Genomic DNA, 20,458 nt, shown 5'->3' with positions numbered 1-20,458 from the left:
GCTCGCAGTCCGGTCGGGAGCACCCTGAACAGTCCGCAGCACACCGACGACGCTGAGCTGGTAGTCAGGCCTTGGTCCGCCGCCGGTGCGGCAGCAGCAACCCCACCAACTCCACGTGCTGGGTCATGGGAAACAGGTCGAAGCCACGCAGCGCGGTGAGCCGCCAGCCCAGCTCGGCGAAGCCACGTACGTCTCGGGCGAAGGCCGCCGGGTCGCAGGCCACGTACGCCACCGCGCGCGCTCCGGTGCCGGCCACCGCCCGTACCACCCCGGCCCCGGCCCCGGACCGGGGCGGATCGAGCACCACCACGTCCACCGGGCCGGCGACCTGCCCGCGGGCCAACACCGGGGCGACCCGGCCCGAGACGATGCCGGCCTGCGGCAGGTCCCGCAGGTTCTGCCGAGCCGCGGCGACGCCGGCTCCGGCCGCCTCGACGAGGGTGACCCGACCGGTGGTGCCGACCCGCTCCGCCAGCGCGGCGGCGAAGAGGCCCGCCCCGCCGTACAGGTCCCAGGCGGTCTCCCCCGGCCGCGGATCGAGCTGCGCCAGCACGGCGTTGACCAGGGTGTCCGCCGCCGCCGGGTGGACCTGCCAGAACGCCGATGGGGACAGCGTCCACCGACGTCCGGCAGCCTGTTCGTGAACCCGTTCCGGCCCGCTCACCGGCCGCGCCGCCCCGTCGGCGACAGCGGTCACGGTCACGTCGCCGCCGGTGGTGGCGACCGACTCGACGGCGTCCGCGTCCGGCCACCGCACGCCGAGCACCGGCAGTTGTTGAATCGCCGGGTGGGCTATCCGGCACCGGTCGATCGGCACCACCTCGTACGAGCGGTGCTTGAGCAGACCGGCCCGACCGGCGCCGTCGACGGTGTACCGCACCCGGGAGCGCCAGCCCAACGACCCGCCGGGCAGCGCCTCGACCTGGATGCCCAGCGCGTCCAGCTCCGCGCCGGTCAGTCCACCCAGTCGGGTGAGTTGCTCGCGGATCACCCCCGCCTTCCAGGTCAGCTGCGCCTCGGGGGACACGTGCTGTAGGTCACAGCCGCCGCAGCGGCCTGGCTTCGCGTACGGGCAGGGGGGCTCGACCCGCTCCGGCGCGGCCTGGAGCACCGTCACCGCGTCGGCCCGGACGAAACCGCGGTGCACCTCGGTGACCTCGGCCACCACCCGCTCACCGGGCAGCGCATGCCGGACGAAGACCACCTGGCCGGCAACCCGGGCGACGCAGTGGCCACCCGGGGCCACCGCCCCGACGGTCAACTCGACCCGCTCGGCCTCCGCCAGCCCCTCGTCGCCGGTCACCGGGCACCCCCGTCGGACGGGTCCGGGCCGCTCCTGGGCGGCGGAGCGGGGACCGTTGGCGGGGCGGGTGCCGGCTCCGGGCCGCTGGGCGTCGCCCGGGGACCGCGGGCCGGTCCTCGGCTGAGCGTCTCGTCCAGCCGGTCAAGATCTTTGCCCTCGGTTGAGGCGAGCTGCCACGGCACGCTGGTCACCATCACTCCCGGTTCGAAGAGCAGCCGCCCCTTGAGCCGCAGTGCGCTCTGGTTGTGCAAGAGGTTCTCCCACCAGCGACCGACCACGTACTCGGGGATGAAGACGGTGACCACGTCACGGGGCGAGGACCGACGGACGCCAGCCACGTAGTTGAGGATCGGGCGAGTGATCTCCCGGTACGGCGAGTCGATCACGGTCAGCGGGACCGGCACGTCCCGCCGTTCCCACTCGGCCTGCAACCGGCGGGTGTCCTTGTCGTCGACGTTCACCGTCACCGCGGTCAGGCTGTCCGGCCGGGTGACCTGCGCGTAGGCGATCGCCCGCAGGGTCGGCTGGTGCACCTTGCTGACCAGTACGACCGCGTGGTTGCGTGCCGGCTTCACCGGCCGCCCCTCGTCGGGGGTGAGTTCGGCAAAGACCCGGTCGTAGTGCCGACGGATCCCCAGCATCACCAGATAGATCATGATCATCGCAGCGATGGCGATCCACGCGCCGAGCAGGAACTTCGTGACGACCACGATCACCAGCACGCTGGCGGTCATCGCCATGCCGAAACTGTTGATCGCCCGGGAGCGGATCATCTGCCGACGTACCTGTGGGTCGCGTTCGACCCGCAGGTAGCGGTTCCAGTGCCGGATCATGCCGGCCTGGGACAGCGTGAACGAGACAAAGACGCCGACGATGTAGAGCTGGATCAGCCTGGTCACCTCGGCCTGGAAGCCGACGATCAGCACGATCGCGAAGCCGGCCAGGAAGAGGATGCCGTTGGAGAAGGCGAGCCGGTCGCCCCGGGTGTGTAGCTGTCGGGGCAGGTAGCGGTCCTGGGCGAGGATCGACCCGAGCACCGGGAAACCGGTGAAGGCGGTGTTCGCGGCCAGGAAGAGAATCAGGGCGGTGACGCCGACGACCACGAACAGCAGCAGCGACCCGGAGCCGAAGATGGTTTCGCCGAGCTGCGCGGTGACGGTCTTCTGCACGTACCCGTCGGGGCCGGCGACGATCTGTCGGGCCGGGTCCTCCACGAACTGCAAGCCGGTCAGCCGGGCCAGCCAGACGATGCCGACCAGCATGGTCACCGCCACCACGCCGAGCATGAGCAGGGTCGTCGCCGCGTTGCGGCTCTTCGGCGCCCGAAAGGCGGGCACCCCGTTGGAGATCGTCTCGACGCCGGTGAGCGCGGCGCAGCCGGAGGAGAAGCTCCGGAGCAGCAGGAACGCCATCGCCCACCCGGTCGTGTCGCTCCACTCGGCGGCGATGACCAGATCCGCGCTGGGAGCGCGCAGGTCATGGCCGAGCAGCACCACCCGGACCAGCCCGGTGAGGATCATGCCGACGATGACGATCATGAAGCCGTAGGTGGGGATGGCGAAGGTGGTGCCGGACTCCTTGATTCCCCGCAGGTTGACGGCGGCGAGCAGCACCACCGCGCCGACGGCCACCGCCACCTTGTGGGTGGCCACGAAGGGGATCACCGCGCCCAGGTTCGCCACCCCGGAGGAGACCGACACGGCGACGGTCAGCACGTAGTCGACCAGCAGGGCGCTGGCCACGCCGACGCCGGCACGGCGCCCCAGGTTGACCGTGGCCACCTCGTAGTCGCCGCCGCCGGACGGGTAGGCGTACACGTTCTGCCGGTAGCTCGCCACCACAGCGAGCATCACCACGACCACCGCCAGAGCGATCCACGGCGAGAAGACGAACGCCGAGGCCCCGGCGAACGAGAGCATCAGCAGGATCTCGTCGGGGGCGTACGCCACGCTGGAGAGCGCGTCAGAGGCGAAAACGGGCAGGGCGATGCGCTTGGGCAGCAGGGTGTGCTGGAGTCGGTCGGACCGGAACGGTCGACCGACGAGCAGTCGCTTCACCAGCGAGGCGGGGCGGGCCACAACCGCCAAGCGTACGACCCTCGGCCACCCGCTCCCCCAGGTGGCCGAGGGTCGGAGGGTGTACCGACGGAGTACCGTCGGTCCGCGTCCGCCCCCGAGGACGTGGCAGGCTCGTCCAACAGCCGGAACGGCTGGTGCGGGCGGATGTTGAGGAGGGGCACGGTGCATGTGGTGATCATGGGCTGTGGGCGGGTTGGGTCGACCCTCGCGCACGGTCTGGAAGCCCGCGGGCACTCGGTCGCGGTCGTCGACCAGAATTCCGACGCCTTCCGCCGGCTCGGCCCGGACTTCGCCGGGATCACGGTGACCGGCGCCGGCTTCGACGGGGAGGTGCTCCGGCAGGCCGGCATCCAGCGGGCGGACGCCTTCGCGGCCGTCTCCAGCGGCGACAACTCCAACATCATCTCTGCGCGGCTGGCTCGGGAGACCTTCGGTGTCACCCGCGTCGCGGCCCGCATCTACGACCCGCGGCGAGCCCAGGTCTACGAGCGCCTCGGCATCCCGACGGTGGCCACCGTCCGATGGACGGCCGACCGGATGCTGCGGCACCTGGTGCCGGAGGGCAACGAGGCGCTGTTCCGGGACGCGACGAGCACCGTCTCGATCGTGGAGGTGCCGGTCCACAAGGACTGGGTCGGCCGGTCGGTGCCGACGCTGGAGAAGGCGACCGGCGCCCGGGTGGCCTACCTCACCCGGTTCGGCATCGGCACGTTGCCGACGCTGAGCACCGTCGTGCAGGAGGGTGACCAGATCTTCATGCTGGTCACCGACGACATCGTCAACGCGGTCACGTCGGTGGCGGCGCTGCCGCTGGAAGGGGGGCAGTGACCATGCGGGTCGCCATAGCCGGCGCCGGGAACGTGGGCCGCTCCATCGCCCAGGAGCTGATCGAGAACGGTCACCAGGTGACGCTGATCGAGCGGCAGCCCACGATGCTCCGGCCCGACCGAGTGCCGGACGCGGAGTGGGTGCTGGCCGACGCCTGTGAGCTGACCAGCCTGGAGGAGGCCGAGCTGGCCAACCGTGACGTGGTGGTCGCCGCCACCGGGGACGACAAGGTCAACCTGGTGGTCTCGCTGCTGGCCAAGACCGAGTTCGCGGTGCCCCGGGTGGTCGCCCGGATCAATCGGGCCGAGAACGAGTGGCTCTTCACTGAGCAGTGGGGGGTGGACGTTGCGGTCAGCAAGCCACGGGTGATGGCCGCCCTGGTGGAGGAGGCGGTGACGGTCGGCGACCTGGTCCGGCTGATGACCTTCCGGCAGGGTGAGGCGAATCTGGTCGAGATCACGCTGCCGACGAGCGCCCCGTACGTCGGTCAGCCGCTGCGGGCGGTGCCGCTGCCCCGCGACGCGGCGCTGGTGGCGATCCTCCGCGGCAAGCGGGTGCTGGTGCCCAGCCCGGACGACTCGATCGAGGCCGGCGACGAGCTGATCTTCGTGTGTACGGCGGAGGTGGAGGACGCCGTCCGGACGGTGGTGCTCGGCCCGGACAGCGTCGAGCGGACCCGCAAGGCCTGCTGAACCCGCGGCCGGCCGTCAGCCGACCGGGGTCTGGGGTGTGTGCCGGGTCACCCGACGCACCGTCCAGACCGTGATCAGCAGGAGCAGCACGTACGGCGGGTAGCCGAGCAGGAGCCGGGCGACGCCGAGCGCGGTGTCCTGGTGAGCAAGGTAGAGCCCAGCCTGCACCCCGACCTTCGCCAGCCAGACCACCCCCCAGAGCACGGTCAGCCGGGTAAAGGTCCGCACCAGGAGCGGATCCTGACGCCAGTCGGAGGCGCCCTTGGCCACCAGAACCGACCAGATCCAGCCCACCAGGGGCTGCCGGATCGCCGCCGAGAGCAACAGCACCACGCCGTAGCCCATGCCGTAGAGGATGCCGGGCAGGTAGAAGTCCCGCTCATTGCCGGTGCGCCAGGCGATCGCCGCGCCGATCGCGATGCCGAACAGCCCGTTCACCGCGTGCCGCACCGGTCGCCGCTGGGCCAGACGCAGGGCCGCGATGAACACCGCGACCGCCACCGCGGCTATCACCGCCGGACGCAGCTCACCGATGATGTTGGCGACCACGAAGACGACCACCGGAATGCTCGACTCCAGCAGCCCGCGCCAGCCCCCCAGCTGGTCGGCCATCTGCTCGGCGATGGTGGGGAGCGGTTCCTCCTCTCCCGTGCCCGGCTGCGCCGTTGGGCGTTGTCCCGTCGTCACTTCGGCGGCTCCAACTCGTAGTACGGGTTGTAGATGACCTTACGGTCACCCCGGATGGCGACCCGGCCCCGAGCGGTCAGGTGCCGGCCCGGTTCGATGCCGGCGATGTGCCGGCGACCCAGCCACACCAGGGTCACCACGTCGCTGCCGTCGTACAGGTCCGCCTCCAGCGTCGGCTGGTTGGTCCGCGGCGTGTAGACCACGGTGCGGAGCCGGCCGGAGACCGCGACCACCTGGCCCCGGCAGCACTGGCGGGCCGGCACGCCACCGTGTTCGGCGCTCTCCCGGCGCAGCTCCTGCGCCTCGATCTCCGCCTCGGTCGCGGTGAGCCGACGCAACACGCGCCGCAGCGATCCCCGTCGCTCGTCGGTCGACATGGCCTCCGCGTCACCCTTTCCGGGCTGGGCCGGCCTCCGGGGCCGGCGGTGGAGCGGGCCCGCCGCACGCCGGGACCGCTCCGCCAGCGTACGCCGACGGAGTGGTCCCCAGCGGTTGGTGGAGCGCCGTCAGGCCTGTTGGGCCGGCTTCGGCTCGGCGGCGGAACTGCCCGCAGCCGCCTGTTCGGCGGCATCCCGGGGCAGGCGCAGGGGCAACGGCTCGCGCACCGGCCGAGCCTCCTGCCCCCGGTCGACGACGAGGCCCTCCAGACAGACGGTCAGCGGGCCGGCCGCATCCGGGTCGGTCGCCGCCTCGCCCTGGTAGACACAGCGGACCATCCAACGCGGCCCGTCGATGCCGACGAACCGCAGGTCGGTACGGCCGTCCTGGGTAGGGACCTGGGCCCGTAGCTCGACGCCATACGCGCCCATGACCTCGTTGACGGCGGCACCGTCGTGGGACAGGGAGCGGTGGATCTCCTCGCGTACCTCGTCCCAGATGCCGGCACTGCGCGGGGCGGCGAAGACCCCGAGCTGAAGTGCGTTCTGCCCGTGCACGAGTACCACCTGCTGGACAACGCCCTGCGGGTCGGCCTGCACCCGCACCTCGACCCCGGCGACTGCGGGAATCTGCAGACTCCCCAGGTCGAGCCGCTGCACGTCGGCGGGCGCCTCGCTCACGTCGTAGGGGCCGGGGGCCGGCGCCACCGAATCCGTCGGTTCGTGCGCGTCCGGGGCCTCGGGCCGCTGGTCGCGCGGGCGCCGTTCGGCACCGGCCCGCTTTCGGGAGAAGATCACTGCGTACACCCTCCGCTGTTCACGCTGTTCACGCCCACCCTGTCACTTTCCTCCGCTCCTGGCGGCGCGCCCGCGCCGGGTGTCACGACGCCTCCGGCACCGGCTGCCGGCCATCGGTCCCCGCCGGGGCTGACCCCAGGCCGGCATGGCCACCGGTGGAACCGTGCCCGCCGGCACCCCGCTGGGACGCGGGCAGCTCCGCCGCCGGCTGGAACCGCGCTCGGGCCACCCGCTGCACAACCAGCTGTGCGATGCGGTCACCGCGAGCGATCCGCGCCGCCGACTCCCGATCATGGTTGATCAGGTTGACCAGGATCTCACCCCGGTAGCCGGCGTCGACCGTACCGGGCGCGTTGAGCACGGTCACGCCGAGCCGGGCCGCCAGACCCGAACGGGGGTGGACCAGGCCCACGTACCCCTCGGGCAACGCGATGGCCACCCCGGTCGGCACCAGGGCCCGACCACCGGGGGGCAGCTCCACATCCGCGGCGGCCACCAGGTCCGCCCCCGCGTCGCCGGGGTGGGCGTACGCGGGGAGCGGCAGCCCGGGGTCGAGCTGCCGCACAGGCACGGGTACGACGTCGGTCACGGTTCCCTCTTCCATCCGGTTCCTGGGTGACCTGCCCATCCTGCCCGGTACTCCCCACGACACGCGCCGTACCCTTCACCTCGTGCGCGTCTCCTCGTCCCCGCCTGCCCGCTACGCCGAACGGCTGAATCTGCCGTGGTGGCTCTGGCTGGGCGGATTCGCCGTGGCCGGGATGCTCGCCGCCGAGATCTGGCTGGGCGCGTCGGGCGTCCGGGCGTGGCTACCGTTCGTGCTGCTGCTCCCGGCGTGCCTGGCGGGCCTGCTCTGGCTGGGCCGAATCCGGGTGGCGGTTGACGACGGCGAGCTGAGGGTGGACGACGCGCGGCTGCCGGCCCGGTTCGTCGCCGATGTCATCCCGTTGGACGCCGCAGGGCGACGGGAGGCGCTCGGTGTCGGCGCGGACCCACTGGCGTTCGTGATCCAACGGCCGTGGATCCCCGGTGCCGTGCAGGTGGTGCTCGACGATCCGGCTGACCCGACCCCGTTCTGGGTGGTCAGCACCCGACGGCCGGTGGAGTTGGCGGAGGCGCTCCTCGCCGCCCGCGACGCGGCCGACACCGCCCGGGACGCGGCCGACACCGCCCGGGACGCGGCCGACACCGCCCAGGACTGAGTCGGTCAGGGCTCAACCGGCTGACAGCGACCTGGGAGCAGGGCCACCGACGGCCCGGGCTCACGGTGGTTGGGGCTCACGGTGGGGCGGGGGGTGCCCCACCCCGGCGTCGGAGATCAACGCGAAGGAGTTCGGCCATCGCGCGGGTGGCCCGTCGGTTGAGGTAACTCGCGACGGCCGCGCCGGTGAGAAACGGGCCCAGCGTGGTGAGGTTGCGGCCGAAGCGTCTGACCAGCCTGTCCCGCAGCTCACGGCGGGCTGCGGCGCCCAACACCGCACTCACTCCGACACCTGGCTTCATCGGGTTGATCCCTCGCCGCCCGGACCATGACACGACGAGCGCCACCGCCCGCTGGGTGCCACCGGTGGGCAGCGGCACCCCGTACGCCTCGTGCAGCTCGCCGACCAGCTTCAGTTCGATCGCGACCACCGCGACCGTCTCGGCTGCCAGTAGTGCCGGCGCCGTGAGCAGGCTCGGCGGCACCGTCCACTCGACAGCGGCGACGCCACCACCGGCAGCCCCCACTCCGGCGCTCGCGCGGGCGGCGTTGCGGACGAGACGTTCGGCCAGCGCCTCACCGTCCAGGTCGGGGAAGTGCCGGCGGAGTGTGACCCGGTCCCGGACCGGCACGTGCGGGGCGATCTCGGCGACGGTGTCGACCATCCAGCCGAACGCCGCCCTCGCCCGGAACAGGTCGCCGAACCCGCGGGTCCGGACCTGTCCGACCAGGCGACCGAGGAGCTGCCCCCGCCGGGCCGGTGGGACATCGTCGGCGGTCAGCTCGGCGACGGTGGCACCGAGGCCGTCGGCGTCAGTGACCGGTCCGTCGACCGCGCTGTCCGGCTCGGGGTGGACCCGTTCGGTCATGGCACCGGACCTCCCGCGGGACTGGGCCGCGCTGGCGGCCGGCCGAGTCGGGTGCAGCGCTGCCCACCGGACCGCCGCAGGGCGACCGGGGTGTGCGGCGACCCCGACGAGGAGCCGCCGCCGGTGCTGAGATTCGCGTCTCGGTCAGACGCACTCTCGGCAGATGAGGTCGCCGTTACGCTGGACCGCCAACTGGCTGCGGTGGTGCACCAGGAAGCAACGCCCACAGCGGAACTCGTCCTGCTGCATCGGCAGCACCTTGACCGTCAGCTCCTCGTCGGCCAGGTCGGCGCCGGGCAGCTCGAAGCTCTCCGCCACCTCAGCCTCGTCCACGTCCACGGCGCCCGACTGTGAGTCGACGCGTCGGGCCTTCAGCTCTTCCAGGCTGTCCTCGCCGAGGTCGACCTCGTCGCGACGCGGGGCGTCGTAGTCGGTGGCCATCGGTTCACTCTCCCATATCGATGTTGTCGCTTCCGGTTGTAACGCCGGACGACGTTGTTTCGGTTCCGCTGGGCGGCCACCACTTGTGTCGTTCACCCGACCCGGTAGTGGTCGGATCGACGCCGCCAGAGAACTCCCCCAGCGAGCGCGGTACCTTACCTCCACTGCGGGCGTGGCATGTATACCGCCCTCGCGGAAGAGATGTACGCCTCCGCACGGGAAGTTGTTCCCGATGTGACTCAGGCGACATGAAGATAGGGGTAGTACTACCTCGTTCCCGGCCGGCACGCCGGCATGTCCGGCTGTTTCCACGCCGCCGCCGGACAACCGTTAACCTCAGCGGCGTACCGGACGACCGTTCGGGTGGTTCACCCGCCTCTGACGGCCGTCGCCCTCCTCCGTCCCGGGAGCACCCAGATGAGCTTTGCGCGAGTGCGAGCACTCGTCGTCGTCGCCCTGTTGGCGATCCTGGCGCTGATCTTCACCGTTGTCGCCCTCGTCCGGGACACGCAGAGCGACGCGGGGCTCGGCGCCGGCTGCCAGGAGGGCTGGCCGAAGGCGGATGTGACGCTCCGCGAGCCCGCCGAGGTAAAGATCAACGTGCTCAATGGGACTGACCAGGTCGGCCTCGCCAGCAAGATCGCGGACGACTTCCAAAATCGGAAGTTCCAGATCGAGAACAAGGGCGACGCGCCGAAGACCGACGACATCGCGGTTCTGCGGTACGGCCCGAAGGGGGTCGGTTCGGCGCACCTGCTGCGGGCGTACTTCCTGAACAACGCCGTGGTCGACTACGACCCGGAGCGCGCCGACGCCACCGTGGACATCATCCTGGGCAGCGCCTTCCAGCAGCTCGCCACCACGACCGAGGTCAACCAGTCCCTCGGTGATCTCGGGGCACCGGTGGCACCGCCCGACACCTGCCCCGTCCAGGAGGAGTGACCAAACCTCCGGTCGCTCCCCCTCCGGTCGGTCTTTACGGGCCGCCGGCGGCGTCGAGGCCAGCCAGCCGGTCGTGCAGCGGCGCGAAGAGCTCCGCAGGCGCGGCGATCACCAGCTCTGGCCCGGCCGCCGCCCCGGCCAGCCCGCCGACCCGGAGTCCGGCCTCGGTGGCCACCAGTCCGCCCGCGGCGAGGTCCCAGGGGGCGAGCCCCTTCTCGTAGTAGGCGTCCACCCGCCCCTCTGCGGCGAAGCAGAGATCGAGGGCGGCCGCGCCGAACCGACGGATGTCCCGGACATGTGGAATCAGCTCGGCCAGCACGCGGCCCTGGTGCTGCCGACGGCCCGGGTCGTACCCGAAGCCGGTGGCCACCAGCGCCTGGCCCAGATCTGCCTCGGTGGAGCAGCGCAGCCGTTGGCCGTCCCGCCAGGCACCGTCACCGACGGTCGCGGTCCACTCCTCACCGGTGACGACATTGCGCACCACCCCGGTGACCACCACCCCGTCAACCTCGGCGGCGAGCGAGACCGCGCTGTGCGGGATGCCGTACAGGTAGTTGACGGTGCCGTCGATGGGATCAACGATCCACCGTACGGCGCCACCGGCGCCCGCCTCCCCGTACTCCTCACCCAGCACGGCGTCCCCCGGCCGGAGCCGGCGCAGCACGTCGTGCACCTGCCGCTCCACCGCCCGGTCGGCCGCGGTCACCACGTCGGTGACGGTGCTCTTGGTCGCGGCCACCGAGACACCCTGGATGCGCATCCGGTACGCCGTCGCGGCCGCCTCCCGCGCCACCTCGGTCGCGATCTCCAGCAATTCCCGCGGCTCTGGTACCGAGCGGACCATTCTCGTCCCCTTCCCGCACGACCGGGGTGGTCGCGGCCATATGCGGGTATCATCCTTTCAAAGTCCACATCCGCACCAAATCGGCGGTCCAACCAGCGGTCCGGCGTGCGCCGCCGAATGATCGCCGTGGACAGCGTTACAATTCACCCTGCCCACGCGCCACGGACAGCCACCAACCGGCTGGCCCGCGACACGGGGGTCCTCAACGACTCGCCCGGCACCGCGCTCCGCCCCACGCCGGACGACCCTGCCGTGCTCGCACTTCGCCACCGGAAGGTCATTCGTGACAGAACCCCGCCAGACCGGCGCCGACGTTCGCTCGCTCACCGACACCTTGATCGCACACGCGCAGAGCGCCGGCGGTCAGCTCACGTCGGCACAGCTCGCGCGCACTGTCGAGTCAGCCGAGGTGACTCCGGCCCAGGCCAAGAAGATCCTCCGGGCGCTCTCGGAGGCGGGGGTGACCGTCGTGGTCGACGGTTCAGCCAGCACCGCCCCACGCCGACGGGTCGCCGCCGCCCGGTCGACCACCCCGGCATCCCGGGCCACCACCGCCAAGACCACCAAGAAGGCCGCCACGCCTGCGTCGAAGGCGGCACCGACCGGGGCCGAGGCACCGGCCCCAGCGCCACGGAAGGCCACCGCCCGCAAGGCGGCCGGTGCTGCCGCCGACGGCGCCAAGGCCACTCCGGCGAAGAAGGCCACCCGGGCGACCAAGGCGACCGTGGCCGCAGCGACCGGGCCGGCGAAGGCCACGACGAAGACTGCGAAGGCCACGAAAGCCACGAAGGCCACCAAGAGCGGGGCTGCTGGCGAGGTCGACGCGGAGGAGTTGGCCGCCGAGATCGAGGATGTGGTGGTCGACGAGCCGGCGGAGCTGACCCGGGCCGCCGAGGCTGACGCGGCGAGCTCCGCCAGCGACAACGACTTCGAGTGGGACGACGAGGAGTCCGAGGCCCTCAAGCAGGCACGCCGAGACGCGGAGCTGACCGCGTCCGCCGACTCCGTCCGGGCGTACCTGAAGCAGATCGGCAAGGTCCCGCTACTCAACGCCGAGCAGGAGGTCGAGCTCGCCAAGCGGATCGAGGCCGGCCTCTACGCCACCGAGCAGCTGCGCGCGGCGGAGGAGGGCGACGAGAAGTTCAACCGCGACATGCAACGCGACATGATGTGGATCTCGCGGGACGGAGAGCGGGCAAAGAACCATCTCCTGGAAGCGAACCTCCGCCTGGTGGTGTCGCTCGCCAAGCGTTACACCGGCCGTGGGATGGCCTTCCTCGACCTGATCCAGGAGGGCAACCTCGGCCTGATCCGCGCGGTCGAGAAGTTCGACTACACCAAGGGCTACAAGTTCTCCACCTACGCCACCTGGTGGATCCGCCAGGCCATCACCCGCGCCATGGCCGACCAGGCCCGCACCATCCGCATCCCGGTACACATGGTCGAGGTGATCAACAAGCTCGGCCGGATCCAGCGCGAGCTACTCCAGGACCTGGGCCGCGAGCCCACCCCGGAGGAGCTCGCAAAAGAGATGGATATCACACCGGAGAAGGTGCTGGAGATCCAGCAGTACGCCCGGGAGCCGATCTCGCTCGACCAGACCATCGGCGACGAGGGCGACAGCCAGCTCGGTGACTTCATTGAGGACTCCGAGGCCGTGGTCGCGGTCGACGCGGTGTCGTTCTCGCTCCTCCAGGATCAGCTCCAGCAGGTGCTACAGACGCTGTCCGAGCGCGAGGCCGGCGTGGTCCGCCTCCGGTTCGGCCTGACCGATGGTCAGCCGCGCACGCTGGACGAGATCGGCCAGGTCTACGGGGTGACCCGGGAGCGCATCCGACAGATCGAGTCCAAGACGATGTCCAAGCTGCGCCACCCGTCCCGGTCGCAGGTCCTCCGGGACTACCTGGACTAAGGGGGCGCTTGGGACCGAATCCATGCCCGAAGTCACGGCAGATGTCAACCAGGCGTGTCGGTTTGAGCACTCTCCGCGCAACCCCCGTCCATTGGACGAACGGTTGCACGGTTGTGATCGTTGACGTGGCACCCTTGGTGCAGGGACGCTGTCGGAGTCAGGTGTGACCTCGGTCCCCCGCGGGCACACAGGGAACGCGCACCCTGATCGGGGTGTTGCACGATAGGTGAGCAACGACCGAAGAGAGTGTTCATCGGTGACGACCAGAGGAGGAAGGCGATGACCCCGACCCTCACGCCGCCGCCCGAGACGGTGAGCCCCCCGGCCGCCGATGAACGGTGCGACCGCTGCAATGCTGCCGGCAAGCTCCGCATCACCCTTGCTGGCGGCGGGGAACTGGTATTTTGCGGACATCACGCTAACAAGTACGCGGAGGATCTCGTCAAGATCACTGTGCGGTACGCGGCGGACCCGGAGTTCAGCTGGCGTGGCGCCGATCTGATGACCAACTAGGGATCCGCAACCCGAACATAGTCGCCGGCCGGGCCCATGAGGGCCCGGCCGGCTTTGTCTGGTCCGACACCCGCCGGCCCGTCCGACACCCGCCGGCCCGTCCGACAACCGCCGGCCCGTTTCGGCACCCGGCGGCCTGATCGCGGATCCGGTCAGAGGGTCTGCACGGTGGCGATCCGCTCCTCCAGCTGCTCAATCGTCGCCTGGGCGCTGGGCGGACCACCGCAGCGGCGGCGAAGCTCCGCATGGATCTTGCCGTGTGGTTGACCGGTGTGGTGATGCCGGGCCGCCACCAAGGCGTTCAACTGTCGGCGCAGCGCCACCCGACGCTGCGCCGCACTCAGTGGCGCCGGTGGAGCGGCAGCAGCCGCCGCGGCCGGTTCGGCCGGCCGGGTGGCGGCCCGGCGTCGCGACGCGGCAAGCTGCTCGGCCTGCCGCTTCGACAGCAGCATGGCCACCTGATCGGCGGTGAGAAGACCGGGTAGGCCGAGGTACTCCTCCTCCTCCGGAGTACCAGCCTGAGCGGCGGTGCCGAACGATGCACCGTCGAAGATCACCTGATCCAGCTCGGCGGTCGCGGAGAGCGCGGCGAACCGCTTCTCCAGTTCACCGCTGGCCTGGTCGTCCCGCTGGGCGCGCTCCAGCAGGTCGTCGTCGAAGCCCTCCCGGTCCTTCGGCTTGCCCAGCACATGATCCCGCTCGGCTTCCATCTCGCTGGCGAGGCCGAGCAGATGCGGGACGCTGGGTAGGAAGACCGACGCCGTCTCCCCCGGCCTCCGCGCCCGAACGAACCGCCCAATGGCCTGGGCGAAGTAGAGCGGGGTACTGGCGCTGGTGGCGTAGACGCCGACGGCGAGACGCGGGATGTCCACCCCTTCGGAGACCATCCGGACCGCCACCAGCCAACGCTGCTGCGCGGCCGTAAACGCCGCGATCCGGTCCGAGGCACCCGCGTCGTCGGAGAGCACCACGGCGGCCTTCTCCCCGGTCACCTGCTCGATGAGCTTCGCGTACGACCGGGCAGCCTGCTGGTCACTGGCGATCACCAGCCCGGCGGCGTCGGGCATCCCAGCGTTGCGCAGCACGGTCAACCGGGCATCCGCGGCCCGCAGCACCTGCGGCATCCAGTCACCGGCCGGGTCGAGCGCGGTTCGCCACGCCTGCGCGATCAGGTCCTGGGTCATCGGTTCACCGAGCCGGGCCGCCAGTTCCTCACCCGCGTTCGTCCGCCAGCGAGTCTCACCCGAATAGGCGAGGAAGAGCACCGGGCGTACGACGCCGTCGTGCAGCGCGTCGGCGTAACCGTAGACGGAGTCGGCGCGGGAACGCAGGAGGCCGTCCCCGCCCCGCTCATAGCTGACGAACGGGATCGGGTTGTCGTCGGAACGAAACGGGGTGCCGGTGAGCATGAGCCGGCGCTCCGCGCCTTCGAAGGCCGCCTGCACCCCGTCCCCCCAGGTCCGGGAGTCGCCGGCATGGTGGATCTCGTCGAGGATGACCAGGGTGCGCCGGGTCAGGGTACGCCGCCGGTGCACCTGCGGCGCCATCCCGACCTGGGCATAGGTCACCACAGTTCCGTGGAAGTCGGCCGACGAGTGCAGATCCGCGTTACGGAAGGCTGCGTCGAGCTGGATGCCGACCCGGGCGGCAGCCTGCGCCCACTGGGTCTTGAGGTGCTCGGTCGGGGCGACCACCGTGACCGCCTCGATGCTTCCGTCAGCGAGCAACTCGGCGGCAACCCGAAGGGCAAACGTGGTCTTGCCGGCCCCCGGCGTGGCCACCGCGGTGAAGTCCGGCTCCCGACGACGGAGGTACTCCACCAGCGCCCGGCGCTGCCAGGCGCGCAGGGCTGGGAACGTCTCGAGCGTTGGCGTCCGGGCTGCCACGAAGCTCCTCTCACCGCCGGCGGGACGGCCCCGACCGTGGATCGCGGGCTACTCACGCCCCTGAGCCGTACCGGCATCGGCCCGCAGCCGCCCATGAAAACGCCCTCGCGCACAGTGCCGCGAGGGCCGGCCCAGCATAACCAGCGAGCGCCGTACGTCCCACTCGACGCCACGGTCAACGCAGGGGGACGTAGCGGGGAGCACCGCCACAGGTCGCACGGGCGGCGGAACCGCCCGAGCCATCGTCACTCGCGCAGCGAGTCGTAGATCTCCTTGCACTTGGGGCAGACCGGTGAGCCCGGTTTGGCCGACTTGGTGACCGGGAACGTTTCGCCACAGAGCGCCACGACGTAGGTGCCCATCACGGCACTCTCGGCGATCTTCTCTTTGCGCACGTAATGGAACATCTCGGGGCCGGTGTCGGCGTCCTTCAGCTCGGGACGCTCGAGAACCTGTGTGCTCACTTCCATACCTCCACCCGCCAAGTTTGGCAGGTCACCCTTTGCCCGGTCTACTTCGAGCCCGACGGACGGACGCCGTACGGTTGGACGCTGTGACCACCTTTCACCTCCGACACGGCGTTGAAGTCGCCGACGCGCTCCGCGTCGGCCGTCCCGTGGTAGCGCTCGAGAGCACGATCGTCTCGCACGGCCTGCCCCGACCGGACAATCTTCGGGTGGCCCGCGAGATCGAACAGACCGTCCGAGACGCCGGCGCGGTGCCGGCCACCATCGGTATGGTCGCTGGCCAGCTCGTGGTCGGCCTCGACGACGCCGAGCTGACCCGACTCGCCACCGTGGACGACGTGGCCAAGCTCTCCGTACGCGATCTCGCTGTGGCCGCCGCGACCGACGCGGACGGCGCCACGACCGTGGCCGCTACCAGCGCGGTGGCTGCGGCGGCGGGGATCCGGGTGTTCGCCACCGGCGGCCTCGGGGGTGTGCACCGCGAGGCGGCCCAGAGCTTCGACGAGTCCGCCGACCTGACGACCTTGGCCCGTACGCCGATCGCCGTGGTCTGCGCCGGTGTGAAGTCGATTCTGGACTCGGGCGCCACGTTGGAGCGGCTGGAGACTCTCGGGGTCGGTGTGGTCGGCTACCGTACCCGCCGTTTCCCCGGTTTCTACCTCACCGACGGCGGGTTCGACCTGGACTGGTCGGTCGACTCTCCGGAGCAGGTGGCGGCAGCGCTCGCCGCCCAGGAGCAGCACGGACTACACTCCGGCGGCCTGGTCGTGGCCAACCCGCTGCCCACCGACGAACAGCTCGACCCGGCGCTACACGATCGCACTCTGGCCGAGGGGCTGATGCTGTTGCGGCGCGAGGGGGTCACCGGCAAGGCGGTGACTCCGTTCCTGCTGGCGCACTTCCACTCCGCGACCGAGGGCGCCAGCCTCGCGGTGAACATCCGGATCATCCTGCGCAACGCCGACCTCGCCGCCCAGATCGCGGTCGCGTCGGCGGCCCGGCAGGCATGACAACACCCCGGGTGGTCGTCGTCGGCGACCTGATCACCGACGTGGTGGCGGTGCTGGCCGGGCCGCTCATGAACGGTTCGGACACGCCGGCCGAGATCCGGTTCACCGGAGGCGGCCAGGCGGCGAACACCGCGGCCTGGCTGGGCGCGTTGGGCGTGCCGGTGACGCTGGTCGGTGCGGTGGGCGCCGACGGTCCCGGCCGGGACCGGGTCGCCGAGTTGGAGCGCGGCGGGGTCGACTGTGCGGTCACCCAGGTGCCCGAGGTCCCCACCGGAACGGTCTTGGTGCTGGCCACCGCCGAGGAACGCACGATGGTCACCGAGCGGGGGGCGAACCTGCGGCTGTCCCCGGCGGCGGTGGACGCCGCTCTCGACGCCGCGCCGGACGCCCGGCATCTCCACCTGTCCGGTTACACCCTGCTCGATGCCGGGTCCCGACCGGCCGGGCTGCGCGCCCTGGCCGCGGCCCGCGAGCGGGGGCTGTCGATCAGCGTGGACGCGGCCTCCGCGGCGCCGCTACAACGGGTCGGCGCGGCGGCCTTCCTGGGCTGGGTACGCGGCATCGACCTACTCCTGGTCAACGCGGCGGAGGCCCGAGTGCTCGCGGGCGGGCTCGACCCGGCGGCGCAGGGGCGGGTGCTCTCCGCCTCGGCGCGGTGGGTGGTGGTCAAGCGGGGAGCGGCCGGCGCGGTCTGGGTGGACCGGGACGCCATGATCGCGGTAGCCCCGACCCGCCGGATGTCGGTGGTCGATCCGACCGGGGCCGGCGACGCGTTCGCCGCCGGCCTGCTCTCCACCTGGCTGACCGGGGCGACCCCGGAGGCGGTGCTACAGCGGGCCGGTGACCTAGGCGCGTCGGCGGTTAGCCAGGTGGGGGCCCGACCACCGGCCTGATGCCCGGTCACTGCTCGGCATCGATGACCTTGTGCGGCCGCTCCTCGGCGGCGAGGCTCATCGGCGGTGACTCCTGCGAATCGCGGGGCCGGAGCCGGCCACCGAGGCGGTGCTTGTCCTTCGGTGGCCGATCGTTGGCCAGCAACACGGCCAGCCACGGAATCAGGATCATGCCCAGGCCGGCCAACGGCAGCCAGAGCCAGAGCATGGGGGCCTCCGCTCCGACCAGGATCGCGCCGACGATCAGGCAAGCGACCCGGACGCACATCATCAGCACGTACCGCTTCTGGCGGCTGGTGAGCTGATCGTCCTGGCTGCGCGGGGCGTCGGTGATCAGGATCGGCTGGTACGCCGGACGCTTCACACGGACCTCCTCAGAATCCCCCTCATCCTGTCACCCCGCCCTCCAGCGCAGCGAGGGTCCGCCGATTCCTGCGCGCGGGGTCGCACTCCCCTGGCTGGTCGGCGGGCGTCCGGGCCGTGGCGGTGCTGACCGGCCTGGCAGTGCGGCCCGGACCTGAAGCGCTGGGCGACCCGGCCGCGCCGTGGGCCGGGGCGGACACGGACCTCGCCGTGGGCCGGGGCGGACACGGACCTCGCCGTGGGCCGGGCCGCCGCCCCCGACACCCCTGGTTGACACCTGCGGCCGAAGTCCGGCGGGTGGCGCCCACGACGATGGCGATGGCGGGCAGGATGGCGACGTGGACCCAGATGACATGCTGTTCTCCCCCGCTGGCGTGGCGGCGCTGCGCAGCGCCCTCACCAGGGCAAACTTCACCTCGAACGGGATCGCCGGCCGGCTGGGGTCGCAGGCGACCGGCGGCATGGCCCGCAACGACTTCCGTGCAGCGCTGCGCGCCACCGAGGACCGCGATCCCCTCGCCACCCTGATCCGACTCTTCGTCTGCGAACAAACCGAGCCGTACGAGGCGGTCGCCACCGCGCTCGCGCCGCTGCCGATCAAGGAGGCGCTGGCCGGTGGTCTGGTCGAGCGACACGGCGACGGCCTGCGGATGGGCCTCGACCTGGAGCCATACGGGGACGACTGGTGGGTGCTCGCCGACGCGCCCGCCAGCACCCACCCCGGTCGAGCGTTGCAGGCCGAGCATGTACTCGGCATCGGTGGCGCCACCCAGACCCTGATCGGGGCCACCGTCCGGCAGCCGGTGGAGACCGCGCTCGACCTGGGCACCGGCTCCGGCATTCAGGCCCTGCACCTCGCCACTCACGCACGGCGGGTCACCGCCACCGATCTCTCCGAACGAGCGCTCCGGTTCGCTGCCACCACCGCCGCGCTCAACGGGCAGGACTGGGAGCTGCTCCGCGGCGACCTGATCGCGCCGGTCGCCGGGCGTCGCTTCGATCTGGTGGTCAGCAACCCGCCGTTCGTTGTCGGGCCGGGCACCACCACACACGTCTACCGCGACTCCGGGCGGGTGGGCGACGCGATCGCCGCCGAGCTGGCCGCCGCCGCCCCGGACCTGCTCACCGAGGGCGGCACCATGCAGTACCTCGCGAACTGGGTGCACGTCGCCGGTGAGGACTGGGCCGAGCGGGTCGCCGGCTGGTTCGCCGGCAGCGGATTGGACGCCTGGGTGATCCAACGCGAGGTCGCCGACCCGATGGCGTACGTCAACCTGTGGCTTTCAGATGTCGGCGAGACAACCAGCCCGGAGCGGATGGCCGAGTGGCTGGACTGGTTCGACGCGCACAAGGTCGAGGCGATCGGCTTCGGCATCGTCTCGCTACGCCGCTCCGGCCACGACAACCCCGTCGTCCGGGTGGAGGAGCTGCGCCAGCTGGTCGAGGCGCCGCTCGGCGACCGGGTCGCTGACTGGTTCGACCGCCAGGAGTGGCTCCGGGTACGCGACACTGATGCGCTGCTCGCGGCGCGTTACCGGTCCGCCGCCGACCTCCAGCTGCGGCAGGAGGCCACCATGGGCGACGAGGGGTGGTCGGTCGACCGGCAGGTGCTCGCCATGCCGCGCGGCCTACGCTGGACCGAGGAGATCGATCCGATCGTCCTGGCCCTGGTCGGTGGGGCGGACGGGCGGTTGCCGCTGCGCGATCAGCTCGCCCTGCTCGCCACCGCGCACGACGTGCCCCCCGGCGAGCTGGCGGAGGCGGCCGGCCCGATCGTGGCCCACCTGGTCGAGCGCGGTTTCGTCGAACCGGTGGTGGAGTGATGCGGGCGGTGGTGCAGACGGTCGGGCGGGCCCAGGTCACAGTGGACGACGTGGTGGTGGGGGCGATCGACGACGGCCTGCTGGTGCTGCTCGGGGTGACCCACTCCGACACGACGCAGACCGCCCAAACCCTCGCCCGCAAGGTGCACGAGCTGCGAATCCTCGACGGAGAGCGGTCGGCCGCCGACCTCGGTGCCCCGATCCTGGTGGTCAGCCAGTTCACCCTCTATGGGGACGCCCGCAAGGGCCGCCGCCCGAGTTGGACCGCCGCCGCGCCGGCGGAGGTGGCCGAGCCCCTGGTCACCACGGTCGTCGAGGAGCTGCGCGCCCGTGGGGCCAAAGTGGAGACCGGTCGCTTCCGGGCCCAGATGCTGGTGGAGAGCGTGAACGTCGGCCCACGCACCATCCTGCTCGACCTCTGATCACGGCGCCGACTGACCGGCACCGGGGTCGCCAGCACCCGAAGATCATATCACTAGGGTAACCGACCCCTCACAGAGTGTTTACCTTTCCGGGAGCGATAGGTAGAAC

The 20,458-nt window shown here is 71.4% G+C and carries 22 protein-coding genes; 10 read left to right on the top strand and 12 right to left on the bottom strand.

From position 1 onward, the window contains the following. Nucleotides 1–64: 64 nt before the first annotated feature. Both STROP_RS07480 and STROP_RS07475 read right to left on the bottom strand, forming a co-directional pair. Nucleotides 65–1,303: a class I SAM-dependent RNA methyltransferase gene (locus tag STROP_RS07480; RefSeq protein ID WP_011905386.1), complete on the bottom strand. Its 1,239-nt coding sequence runs from the start codon at nucleotides 1,301–1,303 to the stop codon at nucleotides 65–67. Next, on the bottom strand, nucleotides 1,300–3,381 hold the full coding sequence (locus STROP_RS07475) for an APC family permease (RefSeq protein ID WP_026275039.1): 2,082 nt from the start codon (nucleotides 3,379–3,381) through the stop codon (nucleotides 1,300–1,302). Before STROP_RS07475 ends, STROP_RS07480 begins: the two co-directional genes overlap by 4 nt. A 162-nt stretch (nucleotides 3,382–3,543) precedes the next feature. Between STROP_RS07475 and STROP_RS07470 the strand changes: the two genes are divergently transcribed. After that, nucleotides 3,544–4,209 (top strand): potassium channel family protein, encoded by a 666-nt coding sequence (locus STROP_RS07470; RefSeq protein WP_011905384.1) that lies wholly within the window; start codon nucleotides 3,544–3,546, stop codon nucleotides 4,207–4,209. A 2-nt stretch (nucleotides 4,210–4,211) separates the two neighbouring features. After that, nucleotides 4,212–4,901: a potassium channel family protein gene (locus STROP_RS07465; RefSeq protein WP_011905383.1), complete on the top strand. Its 690-nt coding sequence runs from the start codon at nucleotides 4,212–4,214 to the stop codon at nucleotides 4,899–4,901. Nucleotides 4,902–4,916: 15 nt separating this feature from the next. Here the strand turns inward: STROP_RS07465 and STROP_RS07460 are convergent, their stop codons facing one another. From STROP_RS07460 to dut, 4 genes are all read right to left on the bottom strand, one after another. Beyond that, the gene (locus tag STROP_RS07460) at nucleotides 4,917–5,588 is read right to left on the bottom strand and encodes a DUF3159 domain-containing protein (protein ID WP_011905382.1); all 672 of its coding nucleotides are present in this window, start codon (nucleotides 5,586–5,588) and stop codon (nucleotides 4,917–4,919) included. Continuing rightward, a complete protein-coding gene (locus STROP_RS07455) occupies nucleotides 5,585–5,965 on the bottom strand; it encodes an OB-fold nucleic acid binding domain-containing protein (protein WP_011905381.1) in 381 nt (126 codons plus the stop codon). The genes STROP_RS07460 and STROP_RS07455 overlap by 4 nt, the downstream gene beginning before the upstream one ends. Before the next feature lie 129 nt (nucleotides 5,966–6,094). Further along, complete coding sequence (locus STROP_RS07450) at nucleotides 6,095–6,763, bottom strand: DUF3710 domain-containing protein (RefSeq protein WP_011905380.1); 669 nt, start codon at nucleotides 6,761–6,763, stop codon at nucleotides 6,095–6,097. Nucleotides 6,764–6,845: 82 nt separating this feature from the next. After that, a complete protein-coding gene (gene dut / locus STROP_RS07445; protein ID WP_037343243.1) occupies nucleotides 6,846–7,367 on the bottom strand; it encodes a dUTP diphosphatase in 522 nt (173 codons plus the stop codon). A 67-nt stretch (nucleotides 7,368–7,434) separates the two neighbouring features. Between dut and STROP_RS07440 the strand changes: the two genes are divergently transcribed. After that, nucleotides 7,435–7,965: a DUF3093 domain-containing protein gene (locus tag STROP_RS07440; protein WP_011905378.1), complete on the top strand. Its 531-nt coding sequence runs from the start codon at nucleotides 7,435–7,437 to the stop codon at nucleotides 7,963–7,965. 76 nt (nucleotides 7,966–8,041) lie between these two features. Here STROP_RS07440 and STROP_RS07435 read toward each other — a convergent pair whose 3' ends face one another. Further along, nucleotides 8,042–8,833: a hypothetical protein gene (locus STROP_RS07435; protein ID WP_011905377.1), complete on the bottom strand. Its 792-nt coding sequence runs from the start codon at nucleotides 8,831–8,833 to the stop codon at nucleotides 8,042–8,044. A 144-nt stretch (nucleotides 8,834–8,977) separates the two neighbouring features. Continuing rightward, nucleotides 8,978–9,274, bottom strand: a complete 297-nt coding sequence (locus STROP_RS07430) for a DUF4193 domain-containing protein (protein WP_011905376.1) — start codon at nucleotides 9,272–9,274, stop codon at nucleotides 8,978–8,980. Nucleotides 9,275–9,706: 432 nt separating this feature from the next. On the opposite strand from STROP_RS07430, the gene STROP_RS07425 reads away from it, so the two are divergent. Further along, on the top strand, nucleotides 9,707–10,216 hold the full coding sequence (locus STROP_RS07425) for a LytR C-terminal domain-containing protein (RefSeq protein WP_026275037.1): 510 nt from the start codon (nucleotides 9,707–9,709) through the stop codon (nucleotides 10,214–10,216). Nucleotides 10,217–10,250: 34 nt separating this feature from the next. On the opposite strand, the gene STROP_RS07420 is transcribed toward STROP_RS07425, so the two are convergent. Next, nucleotides 10,251–11,060, bottom strand: a complete 810-nt coding sequence (locus tag STROP_RS07420; protein WP_011905374.1) for an inositol monophosphatase family protein — start codon at nucleotides 11,058–11,060, stop codon at nucleotides 10,251–10,253. Nucleotides 11,061–11,343: 283 nt separating this feature from the next. On the opposite strand from STROP_RS07420, the gene STROP_RS07415 reads away from it, so the two are divergent. Next, a complete protein-coding gene (locus tag STROP_RS07415; RefSeq protein ID WP_011905373.1) occupies nucleotides 11,344–12,972 on the top strand; it encodes an RNA polymerase sigma factor in 1,629 nt (542 codons plus the stop codon). A 279-nt stretch (nucleotides 12,973–13,251) separates the two neighbouring features. Beyond that, complete coding sequence (locus tag STROP_RS07410; protein WP_012181646.1) at nucleotides 13,252–13,485, top strand: DUF7455 domain-containing protein; 234 nt, start codon at nucleotides 13,252–13,254, stop codon at nucleotides 13,483–13,485. A 152-nt stretch (nucleotides 13,486–13,637) separates the two neighbouring features. Here STROP_RS07410 and STROP_RS07405 read toward each other — a convergent pair whose 3' ends face one another. Together STROP_RS07405 and STROP_RS07400 are read right to left on the bottom strand one after the other, a co-directional pair. Next, the gene (locus tag STROP_RS07405) at nucleotides 13,638–15,371 is read right to left on the bottom strand and encodes a DEAD/DEAH box helicase (RefSeq protein ID WP_011905371.1); all 1,734 of its coding nucleotides are present in this window, start codon (nucleotides 15,369–15,371) and stop codon (nucleotides 13,638–13,640) included. Between the two features lie 245 nt (nucleotides 15,372–15,616). Next, a complete protein-coding gene (locus tag STROP_RS07400) occupies nucleotides 15,617–15,841 on the bottom strand; it encodes a DUF3039 domain-containing protein (RefSeq protein WP_011905370.1) in 225 nt (74 codons plus the stop codon). 32 nt (nucleotides 15,842–15,873) lie between these two features. Between STROP_RS07400 and STROP_RS07395 the strand changes: the two genes are divergently transcribed. Beyond that, nucleotides 15,874–16,848 carry a pseudouridine-5'-phosphate glycosidase gene (locus STROP_RS07395; RefSeq protein WP_011905369.1) on the top strand — a complete coding sequence of 325 codons (975 nt, stop codon included), beginning with the start codon at nucleotides 15,874–15,876 and terminating at the stop codon, nucleotides 16,846–16,848. After that, nucleotides 16,845–17,741 carry a carbohydrate kinase family protein gene (locus STROP_RS07390; protein ID WP_011905368.1) on the top strand — a complete coding sequence of 299 codons (897 nt, stop codon included), beginning with the start codon at nucleotides 16,845–16,847 and terminating at the stop codon, nucleotides 17,739–17,741. Before STROP_RS07395 ends, STROP_RS07390 begins: the two co-directional genes overlap by 4 nt. A 7-nt stretch (nucleotides 17,742–17,748) precedes the next feature. Here the strand turns inward: STROP_RS07390 and STROP_RS07385 are convergent, their stop codons facing one another. Next, on the bottom strand, nucleotides 17,749–18,105 hold the full coding sequence (locus STROP_RS07385; protein WP_011905367.1) for a DUF3099 domain-containing protein: 357 nt from the start codon (nucleotides 18,103–18,105) through the stop codon (nucleotides 17,749–17,751). Between the two features lie 337 nt (nucleotides 18,106–18,442). Between STROP_RS07385 and STROP_RS07380 the strand changes: the two genes are divergently transcribed. Both STROP_RS07380 and dtd read left to right on the top strand, forming a co-directional pair. Further along, nucleotides 18,443–19,927 carry a DUF7782 domain-containing protein gene (locus tag STROP_RS07380; RefSeq protein ID WP_011905366.1) on the top strand — a complete coding sequence of 495 codons (1,485 nt, stop codon included), beginning with the start codon at nucleotides 18,443–18,445 and terminating at the stop codon, nucleotides 19,925–19,927. Further along, on the top strand, nucleotides 19,927–20,349 hold the full coding sequence (gene dtd, locus STROP_RS07375) for a D-aminoacyl-tRNA deacylase (RefSeq protein ID WP_011905365.1): 423 nt from the start codon (nucleotides 19,927–19,929) through the stop codon (nucleotides 20,347–20,349). Before STROP_RS07380 ends, dtd begins: the two co-directional genes overlap by 1 nt. The last annotated feature ends 109 nt before the right edge of the window (nucleotides 20,350–20,458 follow it).

Source organism: Salinispora tropica CNB-440 (genome assembly GCF_000016425.1).
In the GTDB taxonomy this organism is placed as follows: Bacteria; Actinomycetota; Actinomycetes; order Mycobacteriales; family Micromonosporaceae; genus Micromonospora; species Micromonospora tropica.
Note: the sequence above shows the minus strand (reverse complement) of the source record. Positions and strands in the feature narration are given on the sequence as shown.